22 protein-coding genes and 1 riboswitch are annotated in these 20,977 nt (G+C 62.6%); of the genes, 9 read left to right on the top strand and 13 right to left on the bottom strand.

Going from position 1 to position 20,977, the window contains the following annotated elements; genetic code table 11:
* Positions 1–153: 153 nt before the first annotated feature.
* The 8 genes from GQA94_RS17840 to GQA94_RS17805 all read right to left on the bottom strand — a co-directional run bounded on the left by GQA94_RS17840 (position 154) and on the right by GQA94_RS17805 (position 6,325).
* Positions 154–555, bottom strand: a complete 402-nt coding sequence (locus GQA94_RS17840; protein ID WP_158189268.1) for an META domain-containing protein — start codon at positions 553–555, stop codon at positions 154–156.
* Positions 552–989 carry a hypothetical protein gene (locus tag GQA94_RS17835; RefSeq protein WP_158189267.1) on the bottom strand — a complete coding sequence of 146 codons (438 nt, stop codon included), beginning with the start codon at positions 987–989 and terminating at the stop codon, positions 552–554. The genes GQA94_RS17840 and GQA94_RS17835 overlap by 4 nt, the downstream gene beginning before the upstream one ends.
* 201 nt (positions 990–1,190) lie before the next feature.
* Positions 1,191–1,985 carry a dienelactone hydrolase family protein gene (locus GQA94_RS17830; protein ID WP_158189266.1) on the bottom strand — a complete coding sequence of 265 codons (795 nt, stop codon included), beginning with the start codon at positions 1,983–1,985 and terminating at the stop codon, positions 1,191–1,193.
* 233 nt (positions 1,986–2,218) lie between these two features.
* Positions 2,219–2,815, bottom strand: a complete 597-nt coding sequence (locus GQA94_RS17825; RefSeq protein WP_158189265.1) for a cytochrome c3 family protein — start codon at positions 2,813–2,815, stop codon at positions 2,219–2,221.
* A gap of 10 nt (positions 2,816–2,825) precedes the next feature.
* The gene (locus GQA94_RS17820; protein ID WP_158189264.1) at positions 2,826–3,308 is read right to left on the bottom strand and encodes a nitrate reductase cytochrome c-type subunit; all 483 of its coding nucleotides are present in this window, start codon (positions 3,306–3,308) and stop codon (positions 2,826–2,828) included.
* Between the two features lie 11 nt (positions 3,309–3,319).
* Complete coding sequence (gene napA / locus GQA94_RS17815; protein WP_158189263.1) at positions 3,320–5,824, bottom strand: nitrate reductase catalytic subunit NapA; 2,505 nt, start codon at positions 5,822–5,824, stop codon at positions 3,320–3,322.
* On the bottom strand, positions 5,821–6,081 hold the full coding sequence (locus tag GQA94_RS17810; RefSeq protein WP_158189262.1) for a chaperone NapD: 261 nt from the start codon (positions 6,079–6,081) through the stop codon (positions 5,821–5,823). The genes napA and GQA94_RS17810 overlap by 4 nt, the downstream gene beginning before the upstream one ends.
* Before the next feature lie 73 nt (positions 6,082–6,154).
* Positions 6,155–6,325 carry a nitrate reductase gene (locus tag GQA94_RS17805; RefSeq protein WP_423835326.1) on the bottom strand — a complete coding sequence of 57 codons (171 nt, stop codon included), beginning with the start codon at positions 6,323–6,325 and terminating at the stop codon, positions 6,155–6,157.
* 466 nt (positions 6,326–6,791) lie between these two features.
* On the opposite strand from GQA94_RS17805, the gene GQA94_RS17800 reads away from it, so the two are divergent.
* Positions 6,792–7,991, top strand: a complete 1,200-nt coding sequence (locus GQA94_RS17800) for an MFS transporter (protein WP_158189260.1) — start codon at positions 6,792–6,794, stop codon at positions 7,989–7,991.
* Between the two features lie 13 nt (positions 7,992–8,004).
* On the opposite strand, the gene GQA94_RS17795 is transcribed toward GQA94_RS17800, so the two are convergent.
* The 4 genes from GQA94_RS17795 to GQA94_RS17780 all read right to left on the bottom strand — a co-directional run bounded on the left by GQA94_RS17795 (position 8,005) and on the right by GQA94_RS17780 (position 10,755).
* On the bottom strand, positions 8,005–8,499 hold the full coding sequence (locus tag GQA94_RS17795; protein WP_158189259.1) for a SprT family zinc-dependent metalloprotease: 495 nt from the start codon (positions 8,497–8,499) through the stop codon (positions 8,005–8,007).
* Between the two features lie 55 nt (positions 8,500–8,554).
* Positions 8,555–9,220 (bottom strand): Yip1 family protein, encoded by a 666-nt coding sequence (locus GQA94_RS17790; protein WP_158189258.1) that lies wholly within the window; start codon positions 9,218–9,220, stop codon positions 8,555–8,557.
* A 167-nt stretch (positions 9,221–9,387) separates the two neighbouring features.
* A complete protein-coding gene (locus GQA94_RS17785) occupies positions 9,388–9,987 on the bottom strand; it encodes a Yip1 family protein (RefSeq protein ID WP_158189257.1) in 600 nt (199 codons plus the stop codon).
* A 138-nt stretch (positions 9,988–10,125) separates the two neighbouring features.
* Positions 10,126–10,755, bottom strand: coding sequence for a DNA-J related domain-containing protein (locus tag GQA94_RS17780; RefSeq protein WP_158189256.1), 630 nt, complete (start codon positions 10,753–10,755; stop codon positions 10,126–10,128).
* 112 nt (positions 10,756–10,867) lie between these two features.
* Here GQA94_RS17780 and ttcA point away from each other — a divergent pair, with 112 nt between their 5' ends.
* The 7 genes from ttcA (at position 10,868) to nhaD (ending at position 17,782) form a co-directional block, all read left to right on the top strand.
* Positions 10,868–11,692, top strand: a complete 825-nt coding sequence (gene ttcA / locus GQA94_RS17775) for a tRNA 2-thiocytidine(32) synthetase TtcA (RefSeq protein ID WP_158189255.1) — start codon at positions 10,868–10,870, stop codon at positions 11,690–11,692.
* Positions 11,693–12,215: 523 nt separating this feature from the next.
* Positions 12,216–13,286 carry a 3-deoxy-7-phosphoheptulonate synthase gene (locus GQA94_RS17770; RefSeq protein WP_158189254.1) on the top strand — a complete coding sequence of 357 codons (1,071 nt, stop codon included), beginning with the start codon at positions 12,216–12,218 and terminating at the stop codon, positions 13,284–13,286.
* A 91-nt stretch (positions 13,287–13,377) separates the two neighbouring features.
* Positions 13,378–14,049 (top strand): DNA-3-methyladenine glycosylase I, encoded by a 672-nt coding sequence (locus tag GQA94_RS17765; RefSeq protein WP_158189253.1) that lies wholly within the window; start codon positions 13,378–13,380, stop codon positions 14,047–14,049.
* 95 nt (positions 14,050–14,144) lie between these two features.
* Positions 14,145–14,909, top strand: coding sequence for an NAD-dependent protein deacylase (locus GQA94_RS17760; RefSeq protein ID WP_158189252.1), 765 nt, complete (start codon positions 14,145–14,147; stop codon positions 14,907–14,909).
* Positions 14,910–14,974: 65 nt separating this feature from the next.
* Complete coding sequence (locus GQA94_RS17755; protein ID WP_158189251.1) at positions 14,975–15,622, top strand: C40 family peptidase; 648 nt, start codon at positions 14,975–14,977, stop codon at positions 15,620–15,622.
* Between the two features lie 82 nt (positions 15,623–15,704).
* Positions 15,705–16,232: a C40 family peptidase gene (locus GQA94_RS17750; RefSeq protein ID WP_158189250.1), complete on the top strand. Its 528-nt coding sequence runs from the start codon at positions 15,705–15,707 to the stop codon at positions 16,230–16,232.
* 284 nt (positions 16,233–16,516) lie between these two features.
* Positions 16,517–17,782: a sodium:proton antiporter NhaD gene (gene nhaD / locus GQA94_RS17745; protein WP_158189249.1), complete on the top strand. Its 1,266-nt coding sequence runs from the start codon at positions 16,517–16,519 to the stop codon at positions 17,780–17,782.
* Between the two features lie 3 nt (positions 17,783–17,785).
* On the opposite strand, the gene GQA94_RS17740 is transcribed toward nhaD, so the two are convergent.
* A complete protein-coding gene (locus GQA94_RS17740; protein WP_158189248.1) occupies positions 17,786–18,589 on the bottom strand; it encodes a metallophosphoesterase family protein in 804 nt (267 codons plus the stop codon).
* 161 nt (positions 18,590–18,750) lie between these two features.
* Positions 18,751–18,968, top strand: a riboswitch (cobalamin riboswitch).
* 118 nt (positions 18,969–19,086) lie between these two features.
* Here GQA94_RS17740 and btuB point away from each other — a divergent pair.
* Positions 19,087–20,958, top strand: a complete 1,872-nt coding sequence (gene btuB / locus GQA94_RS17735; protein WP_233270270.1) for a TonB-dependent vitamin B12 receptor — start codon at positions 19,087–19,089, stop codon at positions 20,956–20,958.
* Positions 20,959–20,977 lie beyond the last annotated feature (19 nt).

Below are 20,977 nucleotides of genomic sequence, written 5' to 3'. Positions count from 1 at the left end.
GTTCCAGCGAGATGGGGATTTTTAGCAAAGTGGCCGATCAGCGCCGTGGTCGCGGCTCGGAACAGAACGGGCGTGCAGGGCGCCCGTTTACGGCGAGATGCTCCGCCTGCTCCGAGTGCGTGTAACGGGCGAGGTGCCCAGCTTTGGCGCAGCTCAGTTCTGTTCCGGCCACACGCGCAGCGCGGCACCCTCTGCGGGCCAGAAGCGCAACTGATCGATCCGGGAGACGTCCCATCGCTCCACCCGCGAGAGCAGCTCCAGGAAACGCTGCTCCTGCTCCATGATGTGTTCGGCGCACATCTTGCGGGTGCTGCCCACTTCGCTGAAGCGGATCCGTTGGCCGTCGAGCTGGTAATGGGCAAACCAGTGGTTGCAACCGGCGTTGCCATAGGCACGGTCTTCGCTAAAGGTCAGCGACACGGGATTGCGACCCACCACGGGTTCCTCGCCAATCCACTCGGCGATGTACGTGACGTCGTGCTGAAGGGTGAGCGGTTCGACCGAACAGCCTGCGACGGACAACGCGGCGAGGCTGGCCAATATGAATCTGGTCATTGCTTGCCCTCCTGGCATGCGGGGCATAGGTGCCGGTCGGCGTCGTTCTGCCAGCCTAACTCGGCAATCCGCGCCTGCGCAGCGGGGACACGGGCGGCTTCGCCCTTGGCGGCGTCCACGGCGAATTCGAAATCGAGCTGTTTACCGCACGCGTCGCAGTCGACCTGCCAGTTGATGATCGCCAGCTCCCGGAATACCGGCCCGTTCGCGACGGCCATCCACTGCCCCGGCGGGTTTATCAGGTGACGGACCTTGTCGACCGTCAGACGCTGGTAGAGGTCCCGGCTGCCCTTCAGCGTGACGATCAGCACGTCGCCGGTGCGGACGTTGCCGCCATTGCCGGTAACCTGGTAGCGGCCCGGTGCAAGCGCGCGGCATTCGGTCAATGTATGTCCGGGGTTGAGCAGGGTGTAACGGAAATCGTGTTCGGCCATGACTCGCGATCGATTGGATAATGGGGAATAGCGGTGGGCGGCAATGCTAGCACGGCAGGGGCCGCGAGGCTGCGCTGGGATAAGGCAGGGGGCATGCCGCCGCGCACTCGGCGAGGTGCGCGGTCAGCCATTGTCGGGCGGCGTGACGAACCCGCCGGACCCTGAGATCACAGCTGGCACGACCAGCCGTGATCGTCCCGATTATTGGGGTAAATCGGTGAAGGTCTCGTCGAGGAATTGCTGCATGTCCTGCCAGGAGCGTTGGTCGGCCGCTTTGTCGTAGGCGACGTCGACACCTTTTTCCTGGAATTTGTCGGCCCCGGGATTGGTAAAGCCGTGTTTGGCGCCCGGAAGGCTGACCAAACGGTAGTCGGCACCCGCCGTGACCATTTCGGCGCTCAAGGCGGCGACGTCCTGCGCGCTGACCATGCTGTCTGCGCTGCCATGCTCGACCAGCACGCGGGCCTTGACGCTTCCCGGCGCGGCGCGTGTTTGCGTTGCCAGGGCACCGTGGAAGCTGACCACGCCCTGGAGCGGTACGCCCTGGCGCGCCATATCCAGCACCACCTTGCCACCGAAGCAGTAACCAACCGCTGCGAGTTTCTCGGCGTCTGTCTGCTGCTGTTGCTTGAGCAGGTCCAGCCCTGCATTGAAGCGCCCCTTGGCGGCATCGGCATCGGCCAGGGCGGCCTGCATGAAGCTCATGGCATCCTTGGGATGTTCGGTATTCCTGCCTTCGCCATACATATCGATGGCCAGTGCGCTGTAACCGAGTTCGGCGAGATCGCGAGCGCGACGTTTGGCATAGTCATTGAGTCCCCACCACTCGTGGACGACCACGATGCCTGGGCGTTTGCCTTCGATGGCATCGTCGTAGGCGTAATACCCCACCAGGCGGGTTCCGTCTGCGGCGGTATAGGGAATTTCCTGGGTCTGGATTTCGGCTTGAGCGAGGGCGCTGAACGCCATTAATGCGCCGAGCAGGCGATAACGCATGGTGGACTCCTTGTTGTCATCGGTGGACGAGGTGATCCAATGAATAGCGTCAGTTCGCCGGGCGTGCAACCAGCGCGTCAGACGAACCGGGGCGGCGATCCGACAAGCCTAGCCGAGACGGCGCCTGCCCCAGCGCCTCGAACTCAACTTCGCCAGCGGGCGACCGCCAATCATCCCCGGAGTCGATGAAGCACTCGGCTCCGCCCTTTTCGGGGCGCCGCCGATGTCGGCCGTCACCAACCGGGCACGCCGTGCATGTCCGGCAAGCGGTGGGCGATCCCTTTGTGGCAGTCGATGCAGGTGGCTTCGCCGTTCGCCAGGGCAGTGGAGTGGAACTGAGCGGCGCGTTTGCTTTGGCGCGTGAAGTCCATGAACTCGAAGTTATGGCAGTTTCGGCATTCCAGCGAGTCGTTGCTCTTGAGCCGCCGCCACTCCCGTTCGGCCATCTCGCGACGCATGCCGAGGAATTTCTCGCGCGTGTTGATGGTGCCGAAGATCTTGCCCCAGACCTCCTTGGATGCCTGCATCTTGCGTGCGATCTTATCCGTCCATTCATGCGGGACATGGCAGTCCGGACAGGTGGCGCGCACCCCTGAGCGATTGGTGTAGTGAATGGTGTCCTTGATTTCCATGAACACGTTGTTTTCCATCTCGTGGCAGGAAATGCAGAAGGTCTCGGTGTTGGTCGCTTCCAGCGCGGTGTTGAAACCACCCCAGAACATGATCCCGGCGATGAATCCGCCGAGCGTCAGCGCGCCCAGGCTGTAATGCACGCTCGGGCGTCGCAGGACCGTCCAGTATCGTTTGAGAAACGACAGTATCGACTTCATCCAGGCGCCCTCACTGTTCGTTCTGTTTATTTTCGTGATACAGCAAGTCGTCGATATTCTCGAAGTCGTTCTGCACCAATGGTTTCACGTCGTGCTGCACCACGTGGCATTGGGTGCAGAAGTAGCGACGAGGGGCGACGGTGCCTAGGGTCTGGCTGTCGCGATCGGTAAAGTGGGTGATGCTGATCATCGGCGCCTGGGTGCGCGCGCTGTTGGCACGACTGTGACAGGCGAGACACCTGTTGCCGTTCTTGTCGACCTGATAGCCACGGATCGTGTGCGGGATGGTCGGCGGCTGTTCGGGATAGTTGCGCTCGCGCCTGAGGTCCTTGTTTTCTTCATCCTGGAGCGGCGGCGGGGTGAATTCCTGGGTGAGCGTGCCGCCCGGTCGGCGCCCGTCCGGGGCGGGGGCATCCAGCGGGTAGTCCGGCCCGGCGGCGACCGCCAGGCCGAATGCCGCGAGCAGCGTCAAAGGCAGTAGATGAAATTTCATGGCGATTCTCCTCAGGCGATGCTGACCACTTCGATCTTCACGGCGCATTTCTTGTAGTCGGTTTGCTTGGAGATCGGGTCAGTGGCGTCGAGGGTGACCTTGTTGATCAGTTTATTGGCGTCGAAGAAAGGCACGAAGATCAGTCCCTTCGGGGGCTTGTTGCGGCCTCGGGTTTCGATGCGTGCCTGCATTTCCCCGCGTCGGCTGATCACCTTGACCACACTGCCGCGGCGCGCCTTGAGATCGCGGGCATCGTCGGGGTGCATGTACACCAGGGCGTCGGGAACCGCCTGGTGCAGTTCGTCGACACGCTGCGTCATGCTGCCGGTGTGCCAGTGCTCCAGGACCCGACCGGTGCTGAGCCAGAACGGGTATTGTTCGTCCGGGATTTCAGCCGGTACCTCATAGGGCAGCGCGAAAATGATCGCTCGCTTGTCCGGGTAGCCGTAGAACTGGACACCCGTGCCTTTCTCGACATAGGTGTCATAACCTTCGCGATAGCGCCAGCGCGTCTCCTTGCCATCGACCACGGGCCAGCGCAGCCCGCGTTCCTGGTGATAGCGATCGAAATCCGCGAGATCGTGGCCGTGCCCGCGTCCGAACTCGGCGTACTCTTCGAACAACCCCTTCTGCACGTAGAAGCCGTAGGCCTCCGATTCCTGGTTGCGGTAGCTGTCCTCGATGTCCGACGTCGGGTAGCGATCGACCTTGCCGTTCCTGAACAACACCTCGAACAACGTCTTGCTCTTCAATTCCGGCGCCTTGGCCAGCAGCTCGGCCGGCCACACTTCGTCCGTGGTGAAGCGCTTGGAGAACTCCATCAATTGCCACAGGTCGGAGCGCGCGTCGCCCGGCGCGCTGACCAGTTGATGCCAGAAGTGGGTCCGGCGCTCGGCGTTGCCGTAGGCGCCTTCCTTTTCTACCCACATGGCGGCGGGCAGAATCAGGTCGGCGGCCTGGGCGGAGACGGTTGGGTAGACATCGGAAACGATGACGAAGGTGTCCGGATTACGCCACCCGGGCAGTACCTCCTGCATGATGTTCGGCCCGGCCTGCATGTTGTTGGTCGCCTGGGTCCAGTAGACCTTGAGGTTGCCGTCCTTCAGCTCGCGGCTTTGCTGCACGGCGTGAAAGCCCGGCTTTTCCTGGATGGTCCCGGCGGGCAGCTTCCAGATTTTTTCGGTCGTGGCGCGATGCTTGGGATCGGTGACGACCATGTCCGCAGGCAGGCGGTGGGAGAAGGTACCCACTTCGCGCGCGGTGCCGCATGCCGAGGGTTGGCCGGTGAGCGAGAACGGGCTATTGCCGGGCTCGCTGATCTTCCCGGTAAGCAGGTGAATGTTGTAGATCATGTTGTTCGCCCAGACACCCCGGGTGTGCTGGTTGAATCCCATGGTCCAGAACGACATGACTTTGGTTTTCGGGTCGGCGTAAAGCTCGGCCAGCGCCTTCAGGCGCTCGGCCGGGACGCCCGATTCATGCGCGGCGTGTTCGAGGGTATAGGGCTTGAGGAACTCGGCGTAGTCCTCGTAGCTGATGGCGGTCCAACTGGCGGCGACGGCCGCATTCTCCGCTTTGAGTTCGCGCGGGTCGGTTGGGCGAAGACCGTAACCGATGTTGGCCGCACCCTTGGCGAAGTTCGTGTGGTTCTTGACGAAGTCCTGGTTAACCGCGCCGCTCTGGATGATGTGATTGGCGATGTAGTTGAGAATGACCAGGTCGGTTTGCGGGTTGAACACCATCGGAATATCAGCCAGGTCGAAGCTGCGGTGTTCGAAGGTCGACATGACCGCGACCTTGACGTGCGGCGCGCTCAGCCGGCGATCGGTCACCCGCGTCCACAGCACCGGATGCATCTCGGCCATGTTCGAACCCCAGAGCACGAAGGCATCGGCGGCCTCGATATCGTCGTAGCAGCCCATCGGTTCGTCCATACCGAAGGTACGCATGAAGCCCACCGCCGCCGAAGCCATGCAGTGGCGGGCGTTCGGGTCGAGGTTGTTGGAACGGAAACCCGCCTTCATCAGCTTGTTGGCTGCGTAACCTTCCCACACGGTCCACTGGCCGGAGCCGAACATGCCCACCGAGCCCGGGCCGCTCTCCCTGAGCGCCGTCTTGTACTTTTCTTCCATGATGTCGAAGGCCTGCTCCCAGCTGACCGGCTGGAACTCGCCCTGCTTGTCGTACTGGCCATTCTTCATGCGCAGCAGTGGCTGGGTCAGGCGGTCGCTGCCGTACATGATCTTGGACAGGAAGTAACCTTTGACGCAGTTGATGCCGCGATTCACCTCGGCTTTCACATCGCCATGAGTCGCCACGACCCGGTCACCGCTGGTTGCCACCATCACACCGCAACCCGTGCCGCAGAATCGGCACGGCGCCTTGTGCCACTTGAGGGCCGTGGCCTCCGGATCGGTGATCAGGTTGCTGGCGCTGGTGGCAATCGGCAGACCCGCCACGCTGGCGGCTATGGCGGCGGCATTGGCCTTGGCGAATTGACGTCGGGTAAGGCTCATTCAGACTCTCCTTCAAGTGAGAGGAGTTCGTGGTAGATCAGGGCAGCGTTGAGGACGCCGGGTATCTGTTGGATATGGCTGATGGTGTCGAGAACCTCGCGTTCGTGCTCGGCCTCGAGAACGACCACGAGTTTTCCGGCGGCGCTTTCCTGGTGCAGTTCGGTGCCAGGCAAGAGCGCAATGTTTCTTTTTGCGGCGTCTAGCAGCTCGGGCCGACAGTGCACCAGCAGGCTGGCGATATGCAGAGCATCGATCATCTAAAAGGCTCCGCCTGCCTGGACGCGGCAAGCTAGGAAGGGATCTTTGGGGGAGGGGGCGGACGCCGAGGGTTTAGCCGGGTGGTCCGGGAGGACCGAAGATCAACTGGCTGATCCAGACGACGAAGCCATAGCCGGCTACGGTCACGATGCTCAAAAGGGGAAACAGGAAAACCAGAAGGAACACGAACAGTCTGGTTTCTTCCGGTTTGCCGACTGGGACGGAATCGGTGGAATGCGGCACTGCGTTCACCCTGTCTTTCGACCTTTGTGTCAGGAAGTGTAGGAGCGATTAAGCGTAAATCAAAGATATATGCCTATAAAAGTTAAGGTTATATGTACGGCCTGTTGTTTTTGTGGTCTTCCGTGAGCGCGGGGACGATCCGTCGTCTGGCGCGGGTTCGCTCGGGCGACTCGCGAAGGAGCCGTCGTGCCGCCCTGACGTAACCCGGCCAGGGGTTATCTAGACGCGGGAGGTCAGCACCTAGCCGTTCATGGCTTTGCTCCATTGCGACGGGTGTGGCGGCCAATGCAGCCGTCAGCACGAGCAACAACCGAGGCAATATTGGGGCCTCCGATCTTCCCCTTGCTGCAAGTGCCGTCGTTGGTTGCATCGCCGGCGCCGCGCATCAGCGCGACTGGGGTAGTAGCCGGCCAGCTGTGTTAGGCTGCGCGGCTTTTTTTCGGGTTCGTCCCGCAGGCAGCGGCTCATGGATAACACCCTCTCTTCTCAAACGTCGGACTACGCGCATCTCAGGCGCGGTACGCCCGCCTATCGTCGCGCGACGTTGGCATTGTTCTGCGCAGGTTTTGCGACCTTTGCGATGCTGTATTGCGTACAGCCATTGCTACCGCTGTTGGCGTCGCATTTCGCGGTTTCGGCGGCCAGCAGCAGCCTGGCATTGTCTTTGACTACCTTGTCGCTGGCGCTTTGCTTGTTGGTGTCGGGAGGGTTGGCGGAAAGCTGGGGGCGCAAGCCCGTCATGGCCCTGGCCCTGGCGCTGGCATGCCTGCTCGGCCTTGCGTGCGTAACGGTGGAATCGTGGTCGTTGTTGCTGGTATTGCGGGCCTTGCTGGGGCTTGCGCTCAGTGGGTTGCCAGCATTGGCGATGGCATACGTGGGCGAGGAGTTCGATCCCGAATCGTTACCTGCGGCGATGGGCTTGTACATTGGCGGCACGGCCCTTGGTGGACTGCTGGGCAGGTTGCTGTCGGGCTGGTTGAGCGATCTTGGCGGTTGGCAGCTCGCGCTCGGCGGTATTGCCGGGCTGGGGCTGGTGGCGCTGGGGTTGTTCGTCTGGCTGTTGCCCACGTCACGTCATTTCAAGGCTCAGCCGTTGTCGCTGAGCGGGCTGCTGGCCAATTTCGCTCAGCATTTGGGCAACCCGATCTTGCGCAACCTGTTTCTGCAGGGCTTTCTGCTGATGGGGGGCTTCGTCGCGCTGTTCAATTACATTGGGTTCCGGTTGGCCGGCGCGCCCTTTGGTTTGTCTTCGACGGTCATCGGCCTGTTGTTCGTGGTGTATCTGGCGGGCATTTTGAGCGCTGGCTGGGCTGGGCGGCTGGTGCCGCGCCTCGGTGCCCGGGCGGTGATGCAAGGCGGCGTGGGGTTGATGCTGCTGGGCGTGGGCTTGTGCGCAACGCCTTGGCTGGTCGCGATCGTGATCGGCCTGGCGCTGTTCACGCTGGGCTTTTTTGCCGCGCATGCGGTGGCCAGTGGTCAGGTGGGTTTGCACGCCAAAGGAGCCAAGGCGCAGGCGTCGGCGCTGTACTTGTGTGCTTATTATCTCGGGTCGAGCGTGGTGGGTTATGCCGCCGGTTACGTCTGGGAGCACGCCGGGTGGTTGCCGCTGATGGCCGTGCTCGCTGCGCTATTCGTGATCGCGGCCTGGCGGGCCAGGAAACTCTAGGGTCGGGGTGGGTTCATTCGAGCCGCTGCTCGCCGGTGAACACCAGCGTGGCACGGCAACGACGGCAGAAGTAACGCCGCCCCTTGTTCACCAGTGCATGGCGCTGCGAGGTGAACGGGAAGTCCTGGTCGGCGCAGGCGCAGCGATAGATAAAGCGGCTGACCTGCCGACGGCTGATCTCGTAGCTGTGGCAGCGATCGGGCGTCAGTTCGTAAACGCCGCGCATGATCAGTTGCCACTCTTGCCCATGCGGTCGAATCCGCCCGCCAAACATCTGATGCGCGACGAGATGCGCGACCTCGTGCGCCACGGTCTGCTTGAGGAAGTGTTCGCGGTTTTCCCGGTACAGTTGCGCATTGAAACGCAACAGATTGGTGTTGAGATGAGCAACCCCGGCTTTCTGCCCGCGCAGCCTGAAGCTCACCTGCGGCCGCTCGAAGCGTCTGTTGAAGAAGGCCTCGGCCTGCTGATAGCAGGCTTCGACACGGGCGTGAAGCTGTTCGGGCATAAGGGCCTCCGAAGAAGCCCGGGATTATGCCGTAATGGATCGACCTGACAACCGTTCAGAGACCGCCGGGCTCCTCTTGCGGGCGTGTCTCCTGCGTGCCGTAGCTTTGATTCTGGTCCACGGTGCGTTCGTAGTTCGGCTCCAGCGAATGGCTCCAGAACAGGATCATGCTGACCAGCACCGTGACCAGCACGAGCAGCGCGACGCCCCAGATCGAGCTGGCGTAAAGGAAGCTTTGTGAGCTGCGCTGGCGCATGAAGGCCGGCAGGCCGGTAAACAGCAGGTAGGTCGAGTAGATGCCGGCGATCAGCAGCACGATTGCCGCGAACCAGCGGTTCGGGTACAGCCCGGTTACGCCTGCGAGGAGGAAGGGCGTGATGACATACGCGATGAAGCCTATGCATTGGTTCAGGTTCGGGCGCACCTCGAACGCTCGTGCCATCCACCGGACAAAGAAGCCCATGATCACGGTGCCGACGATGATGGTGACGTACAGCAGCAGGCACAGCTGCAGGGCGCTGGGCACGTCGAGCCTGACGCGCTCCGCATCCACCAGGCTCCAACCGACGAAGGTCACCCCGATGAACAGGCATACGCTGGGGATCAGTGCCAGCAACAACAGGTGCATCAGGTAATGCAGGCTGTGGGCATCTTCCTTCTGGCGGATGGTTTCCCAGGCACGGTCCGGTCGGGTGAACAAGCTGATGAATTCTGGGGTCATGATTCCTCCTGATGCCGATACTTGAGCGCAGCTGTTGCTGGTATAGACGCTCAAGCGCGACAGGGATTCAAAACCATGAGCGGTGACGAAGGCGGGAAGGGCGTGTTGCGCAGGAAGGCGGGGGCGCTCTAGCCGGCGCGATTCGGTCGCGCCGGCCAGACGGGCGATCAGCGGACGTAGATCGGGCCGACGCCCATGCCCCACATGATCACCGACAAGGCGATGATTGCCACCAGTACGACCAGGCCCACGGCGAGTATCGAACTGGAGAACAGGAATCCCTCATCTGCCGGGATGTTCATGAAGGTGGGCAAGCCGACATACAACAGGTAGGCCGTGTAGCAGATCGCTGCCGTGCCGACCGTCATTCCGAGCCAGATATGCGGGTACAGCGCGGCGAGGCCACCGACGAACAAGGGGGTGGCGGTGTAGGCGGCGAATACGATGCATTGCACCAGGGTCGGGTTGGCGTCGTACGTGCGTGACATCCAATGGATGAATCCGCCCATCACCGCCACGCCGGCCAGCATCGCCAGGTATGACAGCAGGGTCAGTTGCAAGGCGCTGCCCTCGGTGAGCTTCACCGCCTCACCGCCGCCGATGCTCCAACCGACCTGGGTGGTACCGATGAAGGCCGAAATGGCGGGGATCGCCGCCAGGACCATGACTTCGCCGAGATGTAGATGCCCGACGTTGCGTTCTTCTCCGGTGATTTCCTGCCATTCCTGGCCAGGGTGAGCGAACAGTCCCCAAACGTGATTGATCATGCCAGCGTCTCCTCGGTTTTTGAGGGTCGCTTCGCCTGGCGTGCCGTCAGTTGGACGGGCGTGCGACCTTACGTCGCAGTATAGGAAGTTGACGGTACGGCGCGTCGCGTGCTGTTAGAGCGATTGGAAGCTATGCGGTCAGCGGTAATAGCGTTGCAGAATTTCCATCGCCAGATTGATTGACTGAATCCGCGCCGTGCTGCCACCCCGGTCCGGGTGATGGATGCTGACCAACTGACGATAGCGCCGTTTGATCGTGTGCAGGGTCAGCGAGGCGGCGTCCTGGTCCAGCTCGAACAGTTCGAGGGCTGCGCGCTTCTGCTCCGGGTCCGACAGGTCGTTGCGTTCGCCGGGATGGTCGCCGCGCATCCGCGACCAGAAGCTGGCCAGCAACCGCTCGACCTCGCTCTCATCGGTGTCGCGTAGATTGGCCATGTCCAAGTAATAGTCGCGCAACGGGTCATTCTCGACGATCGCGCTGGCGCCTGGCGCGTAGGGTTGGAGCTGGACGCACAGCGGCGAGATGCGAAGGTCATGGGTGTTCTCGCCCCGGAGCCGGTCCCGCAATCGATACAGCGCGTTGAAGACCAGGAAATGGGTGCGAAACAGCACCAGCTTGTCGAGTAGCGGCAGGTTGGGAATGTGCGTGCTGTGACGGCTCTTGAGCTGTTGAATCAGCTGGTATTCGCTGCAGCCCTCGGGCTGTTCGCGCAGCAACACGAATATCTGCTCGGCCAGGTCCATCTCGGGTTCGAGGTCATCGTTCATGTCGGCAAGCCTAGCATAGGGCCCGTGGTGCAAAGAGCTGGATGGATGGGGTAGGGCCCGGCGCGCTTTGCGCGTAAAATGCGCGCCTTTCGCATTTCACCGGATTCCTGACATGGGCAACCTTTCGGTCAACCAGAACAAACTGCAGAAGCGTCTGCGCCGCCTCGCCGGCGAGGCCGTTACCGATTTCAACATGATCGAGGACGGTGACAAGGTCATGGTCTGCCTGTCTGGCGGCAAGGACAGCTACACCATGCTCGACGTGCTGCTGTATCTGCAGAAAGTCGCGCCGATCAAGTTCGAAATCGTTGCGGTCAACATGGATCAGAAGCAGCCGGGCTTTCCCGAGCACGTGCTTCCGCAGTACCTCGAATCCATTGGCGTCGCGTATCACATCGTCGAAAAAGACACCTACTCTGTGGTCAAGGAGAAGATTCCGGAAGGCAAGACGACCTGCTCGCTGTGCTCACGCCTGCGTCGGGGGACCCTGTATACCTTCGCCGACGAAATCGGCGCAACGAAAATGGCGCTGGGTCATCATCGGGACGACATTCTCGAAACCTTCTTCCTCAACATGTTCTACGGCGGCACGCTCAAGGCGATGCCGCCCAAGCTGCTGTCCGATGACGGGCGCAATGTCGTGATTCGCCCCTTGGCCTATTGCAGCGAAGCGGACATCGAAGCCTATTCACAGATGAAGGCGTTCCCGATCATTCCGTGCAACCTGTGCGGCTCGCAGGAGAACCTGCAGCGTCAGGTGGTCAAGGAGATGCTGCAGGAGTGGGAGCGCAAGTCACCGGGTCGGGTCGAGATCATGTTCCGCGCGTTGCAGAACGTGGTGCCTTCGCAGCTGGCCGACCGCAACCTGTTCGACTTCAAGAGCCTGCGTATCGACGACAGCGCCACGCCACGCTTTCTTGATGTCATGGCGGTGTGAACGCAGCCGTGGGCCAAGCGCCAGGCGCCGCTACCGCGTAAGTGCCATCCTTCGATCGCGGGACGGCTTGTCAGCCGTCGTGACGCTGCGGTAAGGTTCAGCCATCTTAAGGAGTCACCCATGCCGTCCAGCCTCATGCCTTTGCCTCTTGCCCAGCCCAACGCCGCACGCGTTGCGGTGGCTTGTGCGCGGCAGCTCGAAGCGGTCGGCTATTACTTTTTTGGGTATTGGTTTAGCCACAGGCGCGCCTGATACCCCACAGGCGGCCTGGTCAGCAGGGTCGCCACCAGACAGTTTTCGAACCCCCGGTCGGCCACCCGACCGGGGGTTTGTTTTTTCCGGCCTGAAAAGGCCATACGCACCGAGGACATCACCATGTACAGCTACCGCAACGATTACCGCACTGACCGCTATGACTGGCGATTTAGCCGCTTCGACACCGCCGTGCCGACACCCATAGACCGAACACCTCGCTAGCGCCGACGCGGCAGCCACGCCGCGCCGGCCAAAGGACCGCCAGATCATGAACGCACCGATTTCCGCTCAGCTCGTCGATAGCCACACCCTCGCCACCGCGTCCAGACGCAGCGCCCAGCCGCTGCCCAGTCCCGCCGTACTGCGCCAGCGCCTGCCCCTGAGCACTGCGCTCGCCGCTCGTATCCATGCCGACCGCAACGCCATCCGTGCCGTGCTCGATGGCGACGACCCGCGCCTGCTGGTCGTAGTGGGGCCATGCTCGCTGCACGATCCCGATTCCGCGCGCGAATACGCCGAGCGCCTCGCCGACCTGGTGCGCCAGCTCGATGACCAGTTGTTGCTGGTGATGCGTGCCTATGTCGAAAAACCTCGGACGACGGTTGGCTGGAAGGGCTTGGTCTACGACCCTCATCTGGACGGCAGTGGCGACATGGCCCATGGGCTGGGCCTGTCACGTCGACTCATGCTGGATATCCTCGAGCGTGGCCTGCCGATAGCCACTGAGCTGCTGCAGCCGCTGGCGGCTGGTTATTTCGACGACCTGCTGGGTTGGGCGGCGATCGGTGCGCGCACCAGCGAGTCACAGATCCATCGCGAGCTGGTGAGCGGGCTGGATCTGCCGGTAGGCTTCAAGAATGGGACCGACGGCAGCCTGGGGATTGCCTGCGATGCCATGCGCTCGGCCGAGCACCCACATCGGCATTTCGGTATCGACGATCTTGGCCACCCGGCGCTCCTGCAGACCGCTGGCAACCCGGATACGCACCTGGTGCTGCGTGGCGGCCATGCCGGTCCCAACTACGATGAGCGAAGCGTGGCCGAGGCCCGCGATACCCTGCGGCGCCAAGGCATCGTGCCCCGGATCATGGTCGATTGCAGCCATGCCAACAGCGGCAAGAACCCGCTGTGCCAGCCGGCAGTGCTCGAGGCGGTGATCGACCAGCGCATGGCAGGCGACACGAGCCTGCGTGGCGTGATGCTCGAAAGCCATCTGTTCGATGGCTGCCAACCGCTGAGCGCGAACCTGCGCTATGGCGTTTCCATCACCGATGGCTGCCTCGGCTGGAGTGCGACCGAATCGATGTTGCGCCAGGCCGCGAGACGGTTGCGCGGATAACGACCATGCCCGGCCGCACCGCCGGGCTTGCGACGCGGGATCGCCGAAGGCACCCTGTGTCGCTCGTTTCGACCGATGCTCCAGAGCCCGCATGCACGACTACAAATGGCTGCACGAATATTGCCTCAATCGTTTTGGCTCGGCGGCCGCGCTGGATGCCCGGCTGCCACGCCCGAACAGTCCCGATGAGCTGCGCGCCATACCCGACGACCGCTATCTGTCGCTGATCAGCCTGCGCATCTTCCGCGCCGGGCTCAAACACAGCCTGGTGGACGCCAAGTGGCCAGCATTCGAGGAGGTGTTCTTCCGCTTCGATCCGCAAAAGCTCGTTCTCATGGGCGGCGAGCACATCGAGCGATTGATGCAGGACGCCCGCATTATCCGGCACCTGGGCAAGCTCAAGAGCGTGCCACGCAATGCGCAGTTCGTGCTGGACGTGGCGAAAGAGCGGGGCAGCTTCGGCCAACTGATCGCCGACTGGCCTGTCACCGATATCGTCGGCCTGTGGCGTTACCTGGCCAAACACGGCAGCCAGCTCGGCGGGCTGTCTGCCCCGCGCCTGCTGCGCATGGCCGGCAAGGACACCTTCATTCCGAGCAACGACGTGGTCGCCGCGCTCAAGGCGCAGCAGGTGATCGACAAGGTTCCCAGCAGCCAGCGCGACCAGGCCGCGGTACAAGCGGTCTTCAACGAGTGGCATCGCGACAGCGGGCGGCCGCTGTGTCAGTTGTCGGCGATGCTGGCATTTACCGTCAATCACTGAGCGGGATCGTTTCGAATCAAAGTGTACCGGTCGCGATCTATTGGTAGATGGCCGGTCAGGTCGATACCCAGGCTCGCAGAGCGGAGGAGGGCGCAATGGACAGGGCCACGCAGCAACTTGGCGAGGCGCTACGGGCGGCGGAGCGCATCCTGATCATTACCGGCGCCGGGCTTTCGGCGGATTCCGGGCTGCCGACCTACCGTGGCGTGGGCGGGCTCTACAACGGCCACACCGAAGACGGACTGCCGATCGAGACGGCATTGTCCGGCCCGATGCTGCACCTCGATCCGGCGCTGTGCTGGAAGTATCTGGCCGAGATTGGCCGCGCGTGCGTGACCGCCCGACCCAACGCCGGCCATGTGGCCATCGCCGAGCTGCAGCGGCGCAAAGCGAATTGCTGGGTACTGACGCAGAACGTGGACGGCTATCACCTGGCGGCGGGCAGCCCGCCGGAACGGCTGATCGAAATACACGGGACGCTCTCGCCGCTGTTCTGCATGGCCTGCGGCGAGCCGAGCAACGAGCTGAACGCGCATCTGAACCGGCCACTGCCGCCGCGCTGTGGCTGCGGCGGTGTGCTGCGCCCGCCCGTTGTGCTGTTCGACGAGATGCTTCCCGAGTCGGCGCTGGCCCGCCTGCGCGAAGTGTCAGCCAGGGGCTTCGATGCGGTGGTCGCGGTGGGCACGTCGGCAAGCTTCGCCTACATTGTCGAGCCGTTGTTGCGCGCCCGCCATGGCGGTGGTTTTACGGCGCAGATCGACCCCGCCGCCAGCGAGTTGTCGCTGATGGTGGACGTGCATGTCGCGGCGAGGGCGTCAGACGTTTTGCCGCAGCTAGTTCGTCACATTTCCGATGATTGAATTTGCTCATCGGGAACTCGACAGGCATAGTCTCGCCTTGTTCGCTTAACTGACATGCCGGTGCCATGCCCCAACGCCTCCTGACCCTGCTGCCCTTTGCATTCGTTACGCTGTTGACCGCCTGTGCCGTCCAGCCGCAACAGGCCCAAGGCCCGATGATGTCGGAGGGCTTCGAGTTCGAGCTTCCCGCTCAGCGCGTCGAGGTGGCCAACGTCCCCGCAGAGGCAGCGGACGAACCGTCCGAACAGCAGCTCCGGGAACTGGCCGACGAGCAGAGCTATCAGCTGCCGGCCCTCGCCGACAGCGTGCTCGAGCGCGGTTTCACGCTGGTCGGCACGCCCTACCGTTACGGCGGTAGCTCTACCAGGACGGGCTTCGACTGTAGCGGCTTCGTCGGTTTCCTGTTCCGCAAGGAAGCTGGCATCGAGCTGCCACGCTCGACGCGCGAGATGATCGATCTGGACGCGCCGAAGATCAAACGCAGCGAGCTTGAGCCCGGTGACGTGGTGTTCTTCAACAATCGCGGTCGCGGGCGCGTCAGCCACGCCGGTATCTATATCGGTGACGACCAGTTCATCCACTCCTCCAGCAGTCGCAGCGGTGGCGTGCGCGTCGATAGCCTCGATGATCAGTACTGGCGAGCCAGTTTCATGCAGGCCAAGCGCGTGCTGGCACTGGCGAGCGATTCGAGCGCAATCCCCGTCCATCACTGAAGCATGCGTCGGACAGCGCTGGGGTTGCATCCCCAGCCGCATGCCGGCAGAGTGATGGCTCCTTCGTCCGGACTGCTCTGCCATGCCCTTTTCGGCTCGTCTACTGACCGCCCTGTTGATGGCCTTGTTACTCGCCGCGTGTGCCGAGCGCCGGCCGAGCGAGTCGGTGGCGGTTTTTTCCGAGTCGCCGCAGCCGCTCTCCGGTACCGCCGAAGAAGTCTTGTTCACAGCGTTGGGGCTGGTGGGTACGCCTTATCGCTACGGCGGCAACACGCCTGACAGCGGCTTCGATTGCAGTGGCTTGATCGGCTATGTATACCGTGGCGCCGCGGGGCTCGCCTTGCCGCGCACCACACGCGAGATGAGCAATCTGGCCGCGACCTCGGTCAGGCCGGATGCGTTGCAGGCAGGCGACCTGCTGTTCTTCGCGACCAGCGGCGGTCGCCGTGTCAGTCATGCCGCGATCTACGTGGGCGAGGGGCGCTTCGTCCATGCGCCATCGAGCGGTGGAACGGTGCGTCTGGACAGCCTCGGCAACCGCTACTGGCAGAAGCACTATCTCAGCGCCAAACGTGTACTCGACAGCGAGCAGCTCGCTCGCAACCCCTGAGTCCCGACGGTCCCGGCAGGCGACGGCAATGGCCAACGCATGCGCCATCGGTACAGCCCTCGCGACCCGGCACAGCGTCCATCGGACCCGGTTCGACCCCCAGGAAGCGCGCTGAGGTGCCTCCCGCGCGCCGCCCAGCACCAGCGCGTCGGAATATTTGGAAATATTCTCGGGTTTGACATTTCGGTGCTGTCGAAATGTCGCGCTTTGGCTATGATCGGCGCCCCAACTTCTCGGGTGCGCGTCCTGCGCACGAACCGTCTCCCTTATGCGTTAGGTGCCTTATGCCTGAAATACTTCAGTACGTGCTGATCGGCCTCGCCGTGGCCGCTCTGCTCGGTGTCGTTCTGGAAGAAATAACCCATGTGAACAAAGCCAAGGTCACGCTGTTCTTCGGCACGCTGGCCTGGATGCTGCTGTTTGTCTTTTCGCCCGAAGGCGCTGAGCGTGATGGGGTCCTGCATAGCCTCAACGAGAACATCGCCGAAATCGCCGGGCTCTGGATTTTCCTGGTGGCGGCGATGACCTTCGTCGCCTACCTGAACAAGAAGGGCATGATCGAGAACCTGATCTACCTGGTGCTGCCCAAGCGGATCAGCGAGCGCGCGCTGCTGTTTCTGACGGCGACGTTTTGCTTCGTCTTCTCCTCACTGGCAGACAACATCACCGCGACCCTGGTCTCGATCACCCTGATCATGTCGCTCAAGCTCAGCGCCGAGAAGACCATCAAATTCGCCGCCCTGGTCGTGTTCGCGGTCAACTCGGGCGGCGTTGCGCTGATCACCGGCGACGTCACGACGTTGATGATCTTCCTGGCCGGCAAAGTGAAGATTCTGCAATTGCTGCTGCTGGCCTTGCCCGCATTTCTCGCGGTCCTGCTGTTGGCGGCCTTGCTTTCGGTCGGGATGAGCGGCCAGGTCGCGGTGACCAGTCACCGTACCGACGTGCGTCGCGTCGATATCGCCATTGCGCTGATTTTCCTGGGCACCATCCTGTGCACCATTGCCGGTAATTTCTTCTTCCAGATTCCGCCCGTGCTGACCTTCCTGAGCGGGCTGTCGATCATGTTTCTGGTGGCGCGCTTTTTCAGTGACGATATCGAGACCGACCCGATCCTGGAGTACGTCCGGCAGGTCGAGTTCGAAACCCTTCTGTTCTTCCTTGGCATCCTGCTGCTGGTCGGCATGCTCAAGGAAATCAATGTGCTCAACGGGCTGGTGCACATCTACGATCAGGTGCCGGCGGTACTCGCCAATTACCTGATGGGCGTGCTGTCCGCGGCGATCGACAACGTGCCGCTGACGGCTGCGTTGCTCAAGTCCGGCCTGGAAATGGGCGTGGCGGAATGGATGGTGCTGACCTACGCGGTCGGCGTTGGCGGATCGTTGCTGGTGATCGGTTCCGCTGCCGGGATCGTCGCCATGAGCAAGGTCCCGGGGCTGACGTTCGGCAGCTACCTCCGGTACAGCCTGTATCTGTTCATCGCCTTCAACCTGGGTTTCGCCGGGGTGTACCTGACGGGGCTCGTGGTTGCCGGCACGCTCGGCTGAAGTTCACCAGTGAAGATTGAAGTGTGACCCCAGCACGAAGCGGTCATCGAGCAGATCCCAGCGTTCGACACAGGCCTTCTTGTCGGCGCCGGGATGGAGCTTCAGCCGATTGAAGGAGTTCGGCGAAGTGCCGCGGACCCGTGATGACAGTGTGGTGCCGGCCTGGACCATCCAGATTTCGCGCGACAGCCCAGGGTATTGCCTGGACAGCGGCAGTACGTAGGGCAAGTGGATGTGCCCGCCCATCACCAGATCCAGGCCCTCGTCAGCCCAGCAATGCAACGCTTCATCGGCGTTGTGCTGCAGGTTGCTCAGATCGCTCAGGACCATGGCGCCGAAAGGCTGATGCGCGACCACGATGCGCAGTTTTTCCGCGGACGTCCGCTTGAGCCTCTGTCGCACAGCCTGTACCTGCTCGTCGGTCACGCGCCCATCCTTGTGCCGGCGCGGATGCGTGGTGTTGAGACCGATGATCAGCACTTCGTCATTTTCGAAGGTGGGTTCGAGGTCATCGCCGAAGTGCCTGCGGTAGTTCCGATAGGGCATCAGAAACCGCGCGAAGACGTTGTACAGCGGAATGTCATGGTTACCCGGGATCACCAGGGTATCGGCGATGCCGTGGCCGTGCAGGCGTTGCACGAAGGCCTGTGCCGCGGCGAACTGCCCGGCTCTGGCGCGCTGCGTGATGTCGCCCGAGTAGATCAGCAGATCGGCGCCATGCTCACTCACGTGGTCTTCCATGGCTTGCACCACGGCTGGCTGTTCGGTACCGAAGTGAGTGTCGGAAATCTGCACGATGGTCGTCATTGGCTGGCGTCTTCTCGTTGGGATGAGGCGTTTGAAACGCGGCATTGTTGCATTCGAAGCCGATCAGCGCCCGGCGTTCCGGTAAATCGCCCATCGAAATGTGTCTGGCCTGTTGGCGTGCGACCCTGTGCTTCTGGTTGCGCTGCGCCGAGGCTTGGACTAACCTCCGCGCTGCTTCAGGTGCCCCTGGCAAAAAGCCAGATGGGTGAAACAGGGAAGCCGGTTCATTCTTCGAAGATTCCGGCGCTGCCCCCGCAACGGTAGGCGAGACAGAAACCGCTCACAGCCACTGTGCCACAGGCATGGGAAGGCGTGGTTTCGGGATGCTTCACAGCGTCCGCTCGCAAGCCCGGAGACCGGCCTGTCGCATTCCACGGCAGTGCGGCGGGCGCTGATCGGAGTGTGGCTGCCTGCATCTGCGCTCCTGTCTTTTGCGATCTCCGTCTGCCTTTATCGACTGTATGTCGTGCGGCGGGCACGACGGAGACCTGAACGTGATTCGCACCCCTTTTACCGCCTCGGCCGCCTGCGTGTTGCTGGGCTATTGCTCGCTGTCCTTTTCCCTGCCGTTGCAGCCGGTCGACCTCGACGATCAGGTGATCACGGCGACCCGTACCGAGCGATCCTTCAGCCGGATCGCGTCGAGCACCGTCATCACCCGCGAGGCGATCGAGCGCAGCCAGGCGCCCAGTGTGCCGGAGTTGTTGCGCGGGCTCGCCGGGGTAAGCGTTTCATCCAATGGCGGGCGGGGCAAAACCTCGTCGGTCTATGTGCGTGGAACCAGCAGCCAGCACCTCCTTGTGCTGGTCGATGGCATCAAGATCGGTTCGGCTACCTCTGGCGGTGCCTCGTTGGAAAGCATTCCCGTGGAGCAGATCGAACGCATCGAACTGGTTCGCGGCCCGCGCTCCAGCCTCTATGGCTCGGAGGCCGTCGGCGGGGTGATGCAGATCTTCACCCGGCAGGGCGGTGGCGATGGCTTCAAGCCCTATTTCTCGGCCGGAGCGGGCAGTCGCTCCAGCTTCGACGGCACGGCGGGGGTTGCCGGTGGCCAAGGTGCCGGCTGGTTCAATCTCGGCGTTGCCAGCGAGTCCACCGATGGGATCAACTCACGTGCTTACCGGCCTGCCGCACCCCGAAGCCATGAGCCGGATGCCGATGGCTACCGTGAACTGTCCGGCTCGCTGCGCGGCGGTTATCGATTCGACAACGGGCTGGAACTCGATGGCAGCTGGTTGCACGTCGACAACCATAGTGACTACGACTCTCGCAGCACATCGGGCACGACCGGCCGCTTCGCCTACAGCGAGGGGAGTCAGCAGGTCGTGGGTGGCCGGGCGCGGTTCACCCCCCTCGACGCCTGGCGGGTGACCCTGCAGGCCGGACACAGTGAAGACAAGGCCGATAACTTCCGCGACGGTGCCTTCTATTCGCGTTTCGATACGCGGCGAGACACCTTCGGCTGGCAGAACGATTTCAGCCTCGGCGGCGAACAGCTGATCACGCTCGGCTTCGACTACCAGCAGGACAGCATCGAGGTCAGCGACGATTACGCAGTCGATTCGCGTGACAACAAGGGCGTTTACGGGCAGTACCAGGCCCGCTTCGGCCGGCACGGCGTCGTGGCAGGCGTGCGCCGCGACGACAACGAGCAGTTCGGCCACCATGACACCGGCAACCTGGGGTGGAGCTACGACCTGCGGGATGACCTGGTCCTCAGCGCGTCTTATGGCACCGCGTTCAAGGCGCCGACGTTCAACGATCTGTATGCCCCGGACACAGGCTTCACCGCTGGCAACCCGGACCTCGCGCCCGAAGAGTCGCAAAGTTATGAACTGGGCCTGCGCGGTGAGCAGCGTTGGGGCGAATGGTCCCTGAACGCGTTCGAAACCCGTATCGACGACCTGATCATCTGGACCGGCTCCAGCCCCATGCAGCCGCAGAACGTCGATGTGGCGCGAATCCGTGGGATCGAAGGCAGCGTTGCCGCCCAACTGCTTGGCTGGGACGTGGCCACCACAATGACCGTGCTCGACCCTCAGGACCGCAGCAAGGCCAACCACGGCCATTTGCTGCCGCGCCGTGCCAAACGCACGCTCAGCGTCGACCTGGATCGCAACATCGGTCGGTTCGCCGTTGGCAGCACCGTCTACACGGCCAGCCAGCGCTATGACCGGTCCAGCAACGCCGATGCCGAGCGCCTGCCCGGCTATGCACTGATCGATCTGCGAGGCGAATACCGCATCGACCCGTCCTGGCGGTTGCAGGCCAGGCTGAGCAACCTGTTCGACCGTCAATACGAAACGGCGCAGACCTATGAACAGCCAGGTCGGGCGGTTCACTTCGCGGTCCGTTATCAGGCGCTTTAAGGCACATCCGACGCCCTTC

It is taken from the genome of Stutzerimonas stutzeri (genome assembly GCF_009789555.1).
GTDB classification, from domain to species: domain Bacteria; phylum Pseudomonadota; class Gammaproteobacteria; order Pseudomonadales; family Pseudomonadaceae; genus Stutzerimonas; species Stutzerimonas stutzeri_R.
Note: the sequence above shows the minus strand (reverse complement) of the source record. Positions and strands in the feature narration are given on the sequence as shown.

Excerpts from the sequence above, each read along its gene's own strand:
- GQA94_RS17770 (WP_158189254.1), top strand. The coding sequence starts at position 12,216 with ATGAACGCACCGATTTCCGCTCAGCTCGTCGATAGCCACACCCTCGCC.
- GQA94_RS17810 (WP_158189262.1), bottom strand. The coding sequence starts at position 6,081 with ATGATCGATGCTCTGCATATCGCCAGCCTGCTGGTGCACTGTCGGCCC.
- GQA94_RS17830 (WP_158189266.1), bottom strand. The coding sequence starts at position 1,985 with ATGCGTTATCGCCTGCTCGGCGCATTAATGGCGTTCAGCGCCCTCGCT.
- GQA94_RS17835 (WP_158189267.1), bottom strand. The coding sequence starts at position 989 with ATGGCCGAACACGATTTCCGTTACACCCTGCTCAACCCCGGACATACA.
- GQA94_RS17820 (WP_158189264.1), bottom strand. The coding sequence starts at position 3,308 with ATGAAATTTCATCTACTGCCTTTGACGCTGCTCGCGGCATTCGGCCTG.
- GQA94_RS17780 (WP_158189256.1), bottom strand. The coding sequence starts at position 10,755 with ATGAACGATGACCTCGAACCCGAGATGGACCTGGCCGAGCAGATATTC.
- nhaD (WP_158189249.1), top strand. The coding sequence starts at position 16,517 with ATGCCTGAAATACTTCAGTACGTGCTGATCGGCCTCGCCGTGGCCGCT.
- GQA94_RS17750 (WP_158189250.1), top strand. The coding sequence starts at position 15,705 with ATGCCCTTTTCGGCTCGTCTACTGACCGCCCTGTTGATGGCCTTGTTA.
- GQA94_RS17840 (WP_158189268.1), bottom strand. The coding sequence starts at position 555 with ATGACCAGATTCATATTGGCCAGCCTCGCCGCGTTGTCCGTCGCAGGC.
- GQA94_RS17825 (WP_158189265.1), bottom strand. The coding sequence starts at position 2,815 with ATGAAGTCGATACTGTCGTTTCTCAAACGATACTGGACGGTCCTGCGA.
- napA (WP_158189263.1), bottom strand. The coding sequence starts at position 5,824 with ATGAGCCTTACCCGACGTCAATTCGCCAAGGCCAATGCCGCCGCCATA.
- GQA94_RS17755 (WP_158189251.1), top strand. The coding sequence starts at position 14,975 with ATGCCCCAACGCCTCCTGACCCTGCTGCCCTTTGCATTCGTTACGCTG.
- GQA94_RS17795 (WP_158189259.1), bottom strand. The coding sequence starts at position 8,499 with ATGCCCGAACAGCTTCACGCCCGTGTCGAAGCCTGCTATCAGCAGGCC.
- ttcA (WP_158189255.1), top strand. The coding sequence starts at position 10,868 with ATGGGCAACCTTTCGGTCAACCAGAACAAACTGCAGAAGCGTCTGCGC.
- GQA94_RS17790 (WP_158189258.1), bottom strand. The coding sequence starts at position 9,220 with ATGACCCCAGAATTCATCAGCTTGTTCACCCGACCGGACCGTGCCTGG.
- GQA94_RS17800 (WP_158189260.1), top strand. The coding sequence starts at position 6,792 with ATGGATAACACCCTCTCTTCTCAAACGTCGGACTACGCGCATCTCAGG.
- GQA94_RS17760 (WP_158189252.1), top strand. The coding sequence starts at position 14,145 with ATGGACAGGGCCACGCAGCAACTTGGCGAGGCGCTACGGGCGGCGGAG.
- GQA94_RS17740 (WP_158189248.1), bottom strand. The coding sequence starts at position 18,589 with ATGACGACCATCGTGCAGATTTCCGACACTCACTTCGGTACCGAACAG.
- GQA94_RS17765 (WP_158189253.1), top strand. The coding sequence starts at position 13,378 with ATGCACGACTACAAATGGCTGCACGAATATTGCCTCAATCGTTTTGGC.
- GQA94_RS17785 (WP_158189257.1), bottom strand. The coding sequence starts at position 9,987 with ATGATCAATCACGTTTGGGGACTGTTCGCTCACCCTGGCCAGGAATGG.